The organism is Pantoea sp. MBD-2R, from assembly GCF_039134845.1.
GTDB lineage: Bacteria > Pseudomonadota > Gammaproteobacteria > Enterobacterales > Enterobacteriaceae > Erwinia.
On sequence record NZ_CP152417.1, the window covers coordinates 920,677 to 932,035 of the forward strand.

Below are 11,359 nucleotides of genomic sequence, written 5' to 3' on the forward strand. Positions count from 1 at the left end.
AATAATTCGCGTTTACATTCCATCTTTTTGATTCAGAGAAATGCTAATGGCTACTTTGTCTTTGAAACGTTTGTCCCCGCCAGCGACCCCATTACGTCCACTGGCGATCCTTGTTGCAGTGAGTCTTTCCGCATCGGCTTTTGCGGCTGGCGAAGAAACCCTTACCGTTAGCGCCGATGCTGCCGGTGGCCCCCAGGAAAGCGCCTGGGGCCCGGCACCGACTATCGCCGCGAAGCACAGTGCAACCGGCACCAAAACCGATACGCCAATCGAGAAGAATCCGCAGTCGGTCTCTGTGGTGACGCGCGATGAGCTGGAAACGCGTAACGTCAACACGGTAAAAGAAGCGTTTAACTACACGCCTGGCGTGATGACCGGTAATCGCGGCAGCTCACAGGTGATTGATGCGCTGTCGATTCGTGGCTTTAGCGAAACCAATACTAACCAGTATCTCGATGGGCTGAAGTTACAGGGCGACAACTACTCTGAATTCGCTATCGATCCTTACTTCCTGGAGCGCGCAGAACTGCTGCGTGGCCCGGTTTCCGTGCTGTATGGGAAAAGCAATCCAGGCGGCGTCGTCTCGCTGGTGAGCAAGCGGCCAACAACTGAAACCCTGCGCGAAGTCCAGTTCCAGATGGGAACCGATAATCTGTTCTCGACCGGCTTTGACTTTGGCGGCGCGCTGGACGATAGCGGCGTTTATTCTTACCGCTTAACCGGCCTGGCGCGTAGCCAGGATGCGCAACAGGAGATGCAGAAGGAAAAGCGCTACACCATCGCGCCTTCTTTCAGCTGGCAGCCGGATGCCAATACTAACTTTACGCTGCTGACCTATTTCCAGAACGAGCCTGAAACCGGCTATTACGGCTGGCTGCCTCGTGAGGGCACCGTGGTGCCAATAACGGATGCTAACGGTAAACAGCACAAGCTGGGTACGGACTTCGACGAAGGCGAGGCCAGCAACAAGATTTCACGCAACACAAAAATGATTGGCTATAGCTTCTCGCACAGTTTTAACGACACCTGGACGGTGCGTCAGAACCTGCGCTACGCCGATTTGCGCACCGATTACCGCAGCATTTACGGTAATGGTTTTGACAGCAATACCAACAGCATCACGCGTGGCTACGCCGGTTCTGAAGAAGAACTGAATCAGTTTGCGGTAGACAACCAGGCGCAGGCTAAATTCGCCACTGGCGCACTGGATCACACGTTGCTGCTCGGCGTGGATTACCAGCGTACCCGCAACGATATCAACGCCAATTTCGGTTCAGCCTCCTCGCTCAGCGCGCTGAATCCGCAGTATGGTAATGACAGCACGGTTATCACTTTCCCTTATCACTACCTGAACAAGCAGGAGCAGACCGGGCTTTATGCGCAGGATCAGATGGAGTGGGATCGCTGGGTGATGACGCTGGGCGCGCGTTACGATTATGCCATGACCTCGGCATTTAACCGTGACGCCAGCACCCTGGTCAAAAGCCACGATCAGGCTTTCACCTGGCGCGGCGGCCTGAACTACGTGTTTGATAACGGCGTGGCACCTTATTTCAGCTACAGCGAATCCTTTATTCCAACTTCCGGCACAACATCAAGCGGTCAGCCGTTCGATCCTTCCCGCGCGAAGCAGTATGAAGCCGGGGTGAAATATGTGCCGAAAGATCGCCCAATCGTGATTACCGGCGCGCTCTATCAGCTGACTAAAACCAAAAACCTGACGGCGGATCCTGCCGATGTGCGGTTCAGTAATCAGGGTGGTGAGATCCGTTCGCGCGGCGTGGAGCTGGAAGCTAAGGCCGCCGTTAACGCTAACGTCGATTTGACCGCGTCCTACACCTACACCGATGCGGAATACACGCACGATACGTTGCTGAAAGGAAAAACGCCGGTTCAGGTGCCGAAAAATATGGCCTCGCTGTGGGCGGACTACACCTTCCACGAAACGGCGCTTTCCGGCCTGACCACCGGTGTCGGCGTACGTTATGTCGGCGAAAGCAAAGGTCTGTACAGTACCGGCGATAATGCGAACCAGAACTTTAACGTCGCTGCCTATACCACCGTGGATGCGATGGTGAAATATGACCTGGGCCGTTTCGGCCTGCCGGGCTCATCCGTGGGTGTTAACGTCAACAACCTGTTCGATCGCGACTATGTCGCCAGCTGCTATCGCGATTACGCTTGCTACTGGGGTGCTGAACGTCAGATCGTCGGTACAGCCACGTTCCGTTTCTAATCTATCCGGGTGCGGTTCGCCGCACCCGCCAATCAGAAGACCGTTATGCATTCTTCGCACTCGTCCGATACTACCTTCTCGCTTGAAAACGCGACCTTTGCCGTTCCCGGCCGAACGCTTCTGCAACCGTTAACGCACGCTTTCCCAACCGGTAAAGTTTGCGGCCTGATTGGTCATAACGGTTCCGGCAAATCAACATTGCTGAAACTGTTGGGGCGGCACTATCAAGCCACCAGTGGCAAAGTCATGCTGAACGGTAAACCGCTTGGTGAATGGCAAAGCAAGATGTTCGCTCGCGCCGTGGCCTATTTGCCGCAGCAGCTGCCGCCTGCGGAAGGGATGACGGTGCGTGAGCTGGTCTCGATGGGACGATATCCGTGGCACGGCGCGCTGGGCCGTTTTGGGCACGAGGATCGTGAGCGGGTAGAAGAAGCCATCAGCCTGGTAGGACTGAAACCTTTTGCCGGACGGCTGGTGGACAGCTTATCCGGCGGTGAACGGCAGCGTGCCTGGATTGCGATGCTGGTGGCGCAAAACAGCCGCTGCCTGCTGCTGGATGAGCCAACTTCCGCGCTGGATATCGCCCATCAGGTTGAGGTACTGGCGCTGATTCAGCGGCTCAGTCGTGAGCGCGGGCTAACCGTGATCGCCGTTCTCCATGATATCAATATGGCGGCACGCTACTGCGACAACCTTGTTGCGCTACGCCAGGGCGAAATGATTGCCGAAGGCGATGCCAGCGTGATTATGCAGCCCGACGTGCTTCAGCGCATTTACGGTATTCCGATGGGAATTTTGCCTCACCCAGACGGCGTTACGCCGGTGAGCTTTGTTTACTAAGGGATTTTATGCCGAACTATTTTCGCCGCCGTTTGCTGATGGCGATGGCACTTTCGCCTTTGCTGCCCTCATTACGCGTGCAGGCAGCCCGGCCTGATATTCAGCGCATCATTACCCTCGAGTGGCTACCGACGGAGCTGATGATGGCGCTGGGCGTGGCACCTGTAGGCGCTGCCGAAATGTATAATTACGGACTGTGGGTCGGTGAACCGGTGCTTCCCGCCTCCACCGTGGATGTCGGTCTGCGCACTGAGCCCAACCTTGAACTGATGATCCAGATGCAGCCTTCGCTGATCCTTTATTCTTCCGGCTACGGGCCCGCGAAAGAGAAGATTGAACGCATCGCGCCGGTAATGGGTTTTGCGTTTAGCGATGACAGCGGTAAGCCGCTAACGATGGCGCGCAAGTCGCTTTTGCAGCTGGCTGAGCGCCTCGACCGTCTGCCACAGGCGCAGCAGCATCTGGTGGAATTTGACGCGGCGCTTGCCCAAACGAAAAAACGTCTGGCGGGCAGGGTAAAGCGGCCGGTGCTGCTGATGTCGCTGCTTGATCCTCGCCACGCGCTGGTTTTTGGCAAGGGCAGCCTGTTTCTGGAAGTGATGGACGAGCTGGGAATTGAAAATGCCTGGCAGGGTGAAACAAACTTTTGGGGCAGCGCGGTGATTGGCATCGAACGGCTGGCGACGCTGAGCAATGTTGATGCGATCTGTTTCGCGCACGGCGACGATGCATTAACGCAGCAGGTAACGTCAACGCCGCTCTGGCAGTCATTTTCCTTTGTGAAAGAAAACCGCTTCCGTCGGGTGCCGCAGGTTTGGTTTTATGGCGCAACGCTGTCGGCAATGCGTTTCTGCCGCTCGCTGGACAGCGCGCTGGGGGCAGCATGAGAACGTCGCTACGTTTCCCGGCCATTTTGTTAACGCTGCTGTTTGTACTGGCCTTAAGCCTGACATATGACAATTTTAGCCAGCAGCTGCCGCCTTCTCAGTGGCTCAGTACGCTGCATGCCGCTCAGCCCGATCGTATTGACCAGATGCTGTTTCACTACAGCCTGATGCCGCGTCTGGCGCTGTCGCTGTTAGTGGGGGCGGGGCTGGGGCTGGTCGGCTTGCTGTTCCAGCAGGTACTGCGCAATCCCCTGGCGGAGCCGACCACGCTGGGCGTGGCAACGGGCGCGCAGCTGGGTCTGACCGTCGCGGCGCTCTGGAGCCTGCCGGGCGGTCTTGCTGTACAGCAAATGGCGGCGATGGGCGGGGCGATTTTCGTCGGGCTGATTGTGTTTGGCATTGCCTGGGGAAAACGGCTTTCGCCGGTTACGTTGATTTTGGCTGGCCTGGTGATGTCGCTCTACTGCGGCGCGGTAAATCAGATAATCGGCCTGTTTAACCATGACCGGTTGCAGAATATTTTTCTGTGGGGCACCGGCACGCTAAATCAGATGGACTGGAGCAACGTCAGTTTTCTCTGGCCGAAACTGCTGGTGGGCTTTCTGCTCTCGCTGCTGTTGCTGCGTCCGATGACGCTGCTGGGTCTGGATGACGGCGTGGCGAAAAATCTGGGGCTGGCGTTATCGCTCACCCGTCTGGGCGTGCTGGCGCTGGCGATTGTCCTGAGCGCGCAGCTGGTCAATGCGGCAGGAATCATCGGCTTTATTGGTCTGTTTGCGCCGCTGCTGGCAAAAATGCTCGGTGCAAGACGGCTGCTCAGTCGGCTACTGTTGGCACCGCTGATCGGCATGCTGCTGCTGTGGCTGGCCGATCAGTGCGTCATCTGGTTAACCGCTAACTGGCGGGAAGTGTCAACCGGAACGGCAACCGCCATTATCGGCTCACCGCTGCTGCTGTGGTTGTTGCCGCGTTTACGCACCTCCTCCGCGCCGCCAGCGATGAACCAGGGCGACCATGTGCCGGTTGAGCGCCATCATGTGCTGGGCTGGAGCCTGGCCGGCACGCTGATATTGCTGCTTCTGGCCGGGGTGGCGCTGAGCTTTGGACGTGATGCCCACGGCTGGCACTGGGCCAGCGGAGAACTCTGGCAGCAGCTGCTGCCATGGCGCATGCCTCGCCTGACCGCTGCCATTGCTACCGGGATGATGCTTGGCGTTGCGGGCTGTATCGTTCAGCGCCTGACCGGCAATCCGATGGCCAGTCCCGAAGTATTGGGGATCAGTTCCGGTGCGGCATTTGGCGTGGTGGTAATGCTGTTTTTGGTGCCCGGTGACGCGTTTGGCTGGCTGCTGCCAGCGGGCAGTTTGGGCGCGGCGCTGACGCTGTTGGTTATTACCTTTGTTGGCGGGCGTGGCGGTTTCTCGCCGGAGCGTATGCTGTTGGCAGGGATGGCACTGAGTACGGCATTCGCCACGCTGCTGCTGCTGCTGATGGCCAGTGGCGATCCACGGATGGCGGATTTAATGACGTGGATTTCCGGCTCCACTTACAACGTTGATGCCGCTCAGGCATGGCGGACGGTTCTTGTCGCGTTAGTGCTGCTGGCGCTAACGCCGCTCTGCCGACGCTGGTTGACGCTGCTGCCGCTGGGCGGCGAAACAGCGCGCTCACTGGGCGTTGCGTTAAAACCTGCACGTATGGCACTGCTGCTGCTGGCGGCTGCGCTGACGGCCGCAGCAACGCTGACTATCGGCCCGCTGAGTTTTATTGGCCTGATGGCGCCGCATATTGCCCGAATGACCGGTTTCCGTCGTGCATTACCTCAGCTGGTGATGGCTGCACTGTTGGGCGGTGGACTGATGGCAGTGGCTGACTGGTGCGGCAGGATGGTGGCTTTTCCGGCTCAGGTTCCGGCGGGATTACTGGCTACGTTTATCGGCGCGCCTTACTTTGTCTATCTGCTGCGGAAGGTGTGAGTTTTTGTAGAAACGGCTCAGAGCTTAGTCGGGGAACACAGGCCGGGAATAAAGCGTCTCGCACCATGGATGGTGCGAGTCGAGCTGCCATAGACGGCGCTTTTTGCGTCTTTACGAGCGGCCTGTGTTCCCCGCGCAGTCGCACTCTGTTTTGCTAACCAGCTAACTGCTTACTCAGGCCAGCTTAACAAAGCTGCGGCGTGCCGCGTCAATGGTGCGCTGAATGTCTTCCTGACTGTGTGCCAGCGACATAAAGCCGGCTTCAAACGCGGAAGGTGCCAGGTACACGCCTTCTTCCAGCATCAGATGGAAGAATTTCTTAAAGCGTTCAACGTCACATTTGGTCACGTCTGCATAGCAGGTCACTTCTGACGCATCGGTGAAGAACAGGCCGAACATGCCGCCTACGTGGTTAACGACCAGCGGAATATGGGTCTCTTTTGCCACTTTCAGCAGCCCTTCTGCCAGCTGAGTCGTTAGTTCGGTCAGCGTGGCATGGGTGCCAGGTTTAGCAATTTCACTCAGGCAGGCAAAACCGGCCGCCATCGCGATTGGGTTACCGGACAGCGTTCCAGCCTGGTAAACCGGGCCGGTCGGCGCCAGCGCTTCCATCACTTCACGACGCCCGCCGAATGCGCCAACCGGCATGCCGCCGCCGATGATTTTGCCGAGGCAGGTCAGGTCGGGTACCACGCCATAATGCGCCTGTGCGCCAGCCAGCGCGACACGGAAGCCTGTCATTACTTCATCAATAATCAGCAATGCGCCAAACTCGTCACACAGCGCGCGCAGGCCTGGCAGGAAGTCCGGCTGTGGTGGAATGCAGTTCATGTTGCCCGCGACTGGCTCAACGATGATACAGGCGATTTCATGCGGATACTGCTCGAACGCGGCGCGTACGGAATCCAGATCGTTATAGGTGCAGGTCAGGGTGTGCTTAGCGAAGTCAGCGGGGACGCCCGGTGAGTTCGGCTGGCCCAGCGTCAGTGCGCCGGAGCCTGCTTTAACCAGCAGATGATCGGCGTGACCGTGATAGCAGCCCTCGAATTTGATGATTTTGTCGCGATGGGTAAAGCCACGCGCCAGGCGAATCGCGCTCATGGTGGCTTCGGTGCCGGAATTTACCATGCGCACCATATCCATGGTTGGTACCAGGTCGGTGACCAGCTGCGCCATTTTCACTTCCATCTCGGTAGGCGCACCGAAGCTCAGACCACGCTGAACCGCTTCAATCACCGCGTTGCGGATGGCGGGGTGATTATGGCCCAGCACCATGGGTCCCCACGAACCGACATAATCCACATAGGCTTTGCCGTCCGCGTCATACAGATAAGCACCGTCAGCGCGATCGATAAAGAGCGGTACACCGCCAACGCCGGTAAAGGCGCGTACCGGGGAATTGACGCCGCCGGGAATTAGTTGCTGTGCCTGAGCATACAGATTTTCAGACTTACTCATGGTTCCGCTCCTGAGGATGCATTATAAAAAAACTCCGCCATTCTAAGGGAACATGCGGCCGGGTTAAAAGGCCAGTCGCGTTTTTGACACAGAAGGACAACTTTTTCTGCGACATCGGGAGTCAGGTAAGTAAAATATCAGGCTCCCCTTACCTGATACTGACTAAATATGAATCCGGCTCCCTCTTCTGACCAGTTAAGCGTAGTTCCTGCACGACGTGGCGACTTCCTGCGCCTGTTATTACGGCGAGACAAGACGCCGGTGATGGTACTGATTATGGCCGGTGTTGTCGGCACGCTGGCAGGCCTGGTGGGCGTCGGGTTTGAGAAAGCGGTTAATGCTGTCAGTCACTGGCGGCTAAGTGTGCTTGCCCATGTAGAAACGCATTGGATCCTGCTGTTTCCGCTGGCTTTTATCCTGTCGGCGCTACTGGCCGTGGTGGGTTATTACCTTGTGCGGCGCTTCGCGCCTGAAGCTGGCGGTTCCGGCATCCCGGAAATTGAAGGGGCGCTTGAGGAGCTACGGCCGGTTCGCTGGTGGCGGGTGATCCCGGTAAAATTTATCGGCGGGATGGGCACGCTGGGTGCCGGTATGGTTCTGGGGCGCGAAGGCCCAACCGTGCAGCTTGGCGGTAATATTGGTCGAATGGTGCTGGATATTTTCCGCATGAAAAGTGCCGAAGCCCGCCATTCTCTTCTGGCTACCGGCGCGGCAGCCGGGCTTTCGGCAGCCTTTAACGCGCCGCTGGCGGGCATTCTGTTTATCATCGAAGAGATGCGTTTACAGTTTCGCTACAGCGTAATCTCGATTAAAGCGGTGTTTATTGGCGTTATCATGTCGAGCGTGGTATTCCGCATTTTCAACGGGGAACACACGGTGATCGCCGTCGGAAAACTGGCAAATTCGCCGGTTAACACGCTGTGGCTCTATCTGGTATTGGGCATGATTTTTGGCGTGGTGGGCGTGGCGTTTAATGCGTTGATTTTCAAGACGCAGGATATGTTTCAGCGCCTGCACGGCGGCAATTTAAAAAAGGTGCTGATAATTGGCGCGGTGCTCGGCGGTATTTGTGGCGTGCTTGGCGTCATCCAGCCTGAGGCAGCCGGTGGTGGTTTCAACCTGATCCCCGTTGCGGCGGCAGGCAGCTATAGCGTTGGCATGCTGCTGTTTATTTTTATTGCGCGTATGGCAACCACGCTGCTTTGCTTCGGATCCGGCGCGCCGGGGGGTATTTTTGCTCCCATGCTGGCTTTGGGAACGCTGCTGGGAACGGCGTTTGGCATGGCGGGCGCGGCGCTGTTCCCGGCTTATCATCTCGAACCGGGTACTTTTGCCATCGCCGGGATGGGCGCGCTGTTTGCCGCCTCGGTCAGAGCGCCGCTAACCGGCATCGTACTGGTGCTGGAAATGACTGATAATTACCAGCTTATTCTGCCGATGATTATTACCTGCCTTGGGGCAACATTGCTGGCACAGTTTTTAGGTGGGAAACCGCTTTACTCCTCGCTACTGGCCCGAACGCTGGCGCGGCAGCAACAGGTCGATGATGCGGCAGCACAGAGTGCCACGTATCCGGCAGCCAAACGGGCCGATACTTGATTGCTATACTGGTGTATAAGATAATGGTGCGATTGATGGTCGATTTATGACCTCTCGCCCGTAGGCATACTGGAGTGTTAAATGAGTGACGAAATAGCTCTGCCCCTGCAATTTACCGAAGCAGCGGCCAGTAAAGTCAAGAATCTGATTTCAGACGAGGAAAACCCCGATCTGAAACTGCGCGTTTATATCACCGGTGGCGGCTGTAGCGGCTTCCAGTACGGCTTTACCTTTGACGACAAAGTGAACGACGGCGATATGACGATTGAAAAAGCGGGTGTGGCGCTGGTTGTCGACCCCATGAGCCTGCAATATTTGGTTGGCGGTTCGGTAGATTATACCGAAGGGCTGGAAGGCTCCCGCTTTGTGGTGACTAACCCGAATGCGAAAACGACCTGCGGCTGTGGTTCTTCCTTCAGCATCTAAATAAAAAACCCCGAAGCTTGCGCCATCGGGGTTTTGCTTACCACTCTATTGTTACCAGTTTCGAGACCCGACCTGTTTCACTACTGCGTGAAACCATCGTTTGCGTAACTTTAGGTTGCGCTGCAACCTGCTGCCCGCAGTCTATCGCTGGCGAAGCTGCTGGTGTAGTGCTTTGCCCGTCAATGTGACATTGCGAGTAAATGGTCAGTTTGACCCCAATGCTGCCGGTAATTGAGGCAGCACAGGCATGACCAGCCATCATCAGGCCAAGGGCCAGGTAAACGGCTTTCATTTTTTTAGAGATCCTGGTGTAAAGGACGTAAGCCCTGAATCCGGGCAGCAATTATAAAAACCTCGCCGCCTCGTTACTCTATTAACGACACTTTTTGCCGAAACTTTAGCCGTCCTTTAGTACAGGCTGATCCGTTTCAGCGATTTCGCTCGCTTTGCAGTTGGCTGCATAATTGTTGAGCAGCAAGAATAATACGTGGTCCTGGTCGGCTAATCCAGTCGTCATGTAAAGCTATAACCGGAACGTTTAGCTGCGGTTGCCAAAACGCTTTTATCGCCATGACCCGATCGGCTTCTCCGCCAGTCACTATCACCGCCGGATGACGCATCAACACCTGTTCGCGACTGACCTGCGGCCATGCTACGCGACTGTCGGCAAAGATGTTTTCGCCACCGCAGACCGTGAGAACTTCGTTTTGTAGCGTATTGCGCGAAGCCGTAAACAGTGGCTGCTGACCAAACTGTAAAAAGACCGGCTGTTTACTGACACCTCTGTAGCGCTGTTGCAACGCATCCCACTGCTGCTGAAGATGCAACGCTTCCTGTCGGGCCTGCTGAGGCTGCGGGCTAAAGGCTTGCAGCTGTCGGATGCTGTCGATCATTTCACTGACCGAGGTGGGTGCCATCCAGATCACTTTGATGCCGAATGCTGTCAGCTGATCAACCTGCCGCTGCGGATTCCCTTCGCGCCAGGCCAGTACCACGTCCGGCTTTAGTCCGATGATGCGTTCGACGTTGATCCCCTGCCAGTTGGCAACCTGCTCAATCGTTTTGGCGGCGGGTGGATAATCTGAACAGGCGCTGACGCCAACAGGCGTGATGCCTGCTGCAAAAGCCAGTTCGGTCAGATTAGGCGCGAGCGTGATAACGCGTGGAGGAATTGCCGCCGCCGTGCTAAAGCAGCACAGCAGCAGCAGGGCGGCAAAAAATTTAGCCACGGGACAAATGGGTCAGTAGCGTTTCCACCAGCAGCGAAGACTGTTTGGCGGCCACGACCAGGAACTCATCAAAGCTCAGATGGGATTCCTGGTCAGCCACGTCAGAAATGGCACGAACCACGACAAACGGTACGGCAAACTGATGGCAGACGTGGGCAATTGCAGTGGCTTCCATCTCAACACCAATGGCCGCAGGGAAGGTCGAACGAATGCGGGCCAACGGTTCGGCACCGTTAATAAAGGCATCGCCGCTAACAACCAGACCGCGCACCGCATGTAATCCCAACTGTGCGATGCAGGTTTCTGCGGCGGCAATCAGTTTGGCATCAGCAGTAAAGGCTGCCGGGCAACCTGCCATCTGGCCCGCTTCGTAACCGAAGGCAGTGACGTCCGCGTCGTGATAACGCACTTCGTCGGAGACGACGATATCGCCTACTTTCAGCGTGGAAGCCAGACCGCCAGCAGAACCGGTGTTAATAATGAAATCCGGCTTGCAAAGCTCCAGCAGCAGCGTGGTGCCCATTGCAGCCGACACTTTTCCGATACCCGATTTCAGTAGCGCCACTTCTACGCCGTTCAGCGTGCCGGTATAAATTTCACATCCTGCCAGCGAGATGGTCTGACGGTTTTCAATTTTGTCACGCAGCAGGGTTACTTCCTGCTCCATTGCACCAATAATGCCTGCTTTCATAGGGATACTCGCTATTG

At 56.6% G+C, this 11,359-nt stretch carries 10 protein-coding genes; 6 read left to right on the forward strand and 4 right to left on the reverse strand.

Features of this window, described 5'->3' with window-relative positions; genetic code table 11:
* Positions 1-46: 46 nt before the first annotated feature.
* The 4 genes from fhuA to fhuB are packed head-to-tail and all read left to right on the forward strand — an operon-like array spanning position 47 to position 5,939.
* Positions 47-2,236 carry a ferrichrome porin FhuA gene (fhuA, locus tag AAGQ96_RS04150; protein ID WP_342754926.1) on the forward strand — a complete coding sequence of 730 codons (2,190 nt, stop codon included), beginning with the start codon at positions 47-49 and terminating at the stop codon, positions 2,234-2,236.
* Positions 2,237-2,281: 45 nt separating this feature from the next.
* Entirely contained in the window at positions 2,282-3,076 is a 795-nt protein-coding gene (gene fhuC, locus AAGQ96_RS04155) for a Fe3+-hydroxamate ABC transporter ATP-binding protein FhuC (RefSeq protein WP_147195358.1), read from the forward strand.
* Between the two features lie 8 nt (positions 3,077-3,084).
* Entirely contained in the window at positions 3,085-3,963 is an 879-nt protein-coding gene (gene fhuD / locus AAGQ96_RS04160) for a Fe(3+)-hydroxamate ABC transporter substrate-binding protein FhuD (protein WP_342754927.1), read from the forward strand.
* Positions 3,960-5,939, forward strand: coding sequence for a Fe(3+)-hydroxamate ABC transporter permease FhuB (fhuB, locus tag AAGQ96_RS04165; protein WP_342754928.1), 1,980 nt, complete (start codon positions 3,960-3,962; stop codon positions 5,937-5,939). Before fhuD ends, fhuB begins: the two co-directional genes overlap by 4 nt.
* A 174-nt stretch (positions 5,940-6,113) precedes the next feature.
* Here fhuB and hemL read toward each other — a convergent pair whose 3' ends face one another.
* On the reverse strand, positions 6,114-7,397 hold the full coding sequence (gene hemL / locus AAGQ96_RS04170; protein ID WP_342754929.1) for a glutamate-1-semialdehyde 2,1-aminomutase: 1,284 nt from the start codon (positions 7,395-7,397) through the stop codon (positions 6,114-6,116).
* A 168-nt stretch (positions 7,398-7,565) separates the two neighbouring features.
* Between hemL and clcA the strand changes: the two genes are divergently transcribed.
* Together clcA and erpA are read left to right on the forward strand one after the other, a co-directional pair.
* Positions 7,566-8,996 (forward strand): H(+)/Cl(-) exchange transporter ClcA, encoded by a 1,431-nt coding sequence (gene clcA / locus AAGQ96_RS04175; RefSeq protein WP_342754930.1) that lies wholly within the window; start codon positions 7,566-7,568, stop codon positions 8,994-8,996.
* A gap of 81 nt (positions 8,997-9,077) precedes the next feature.
* A complete protein-coding gene (erpA, locus tag AAGQ96_RS04180; protein ID WP_147195368.1) occupies positions 9,078-9,422 on the forward strand; it encodes an iron-sulfur cluster insertion protein ErpA in 345 nt (114 codons plus the stop codon).
* A 37-nt stretch (positions 9,423-9,459) separates the two neighbouring features.
* Here erpA and AAGQ96_RS04185 read toward each other — a convergent pair whose 3' ends face one another.
* From AAGQ96_RS04185 to mtnN, 3 genes are all read right to left on the reverse strand, one after another.
* Positions 9,460-9,714 carry a hypothetical protein gene (locus AAGQ96_RS04185; protein ID WP_147195370.1) on the reverse strand — a complete coding sequence of 85 codons (255 nt, stop codon included), beginning with the start codon at positions 9,712-9,714 and terminating at the stop codon, positions 9,460-9,462.
* A 136-nt stretch (positions 9,715-9,850) separates the two neighbouring features.
* A complete protein-coding gene (btuF, locus tag AAGQ96_RS04190) occupies positions 9,851-10,651 on the reverse strand; it encodes a vitamin B12 ABC transporter substrate-binding protein BtuF (RefSeq protein ID WP_342754931.1) in 801 nt (266 codons plus the stop codon).
* Complete coding sequence (gene mtnN, locus AAGQ96_RS04195; protein ID WP_342754932.1) at positions 10,644-11,342, reverse strand: 5'-methylthioadenosine/S-adenosylhomocysteine nucleosidase; 699 nt, start codon at positions 11,340-11,342, stop codon at positions 10,644-10,646. Before mtnN ends, btuF begins: the two co-directional genes overlap by 8 nt.
* Positions 11,343-11,359: the final 17 nt, after the last annotated feature.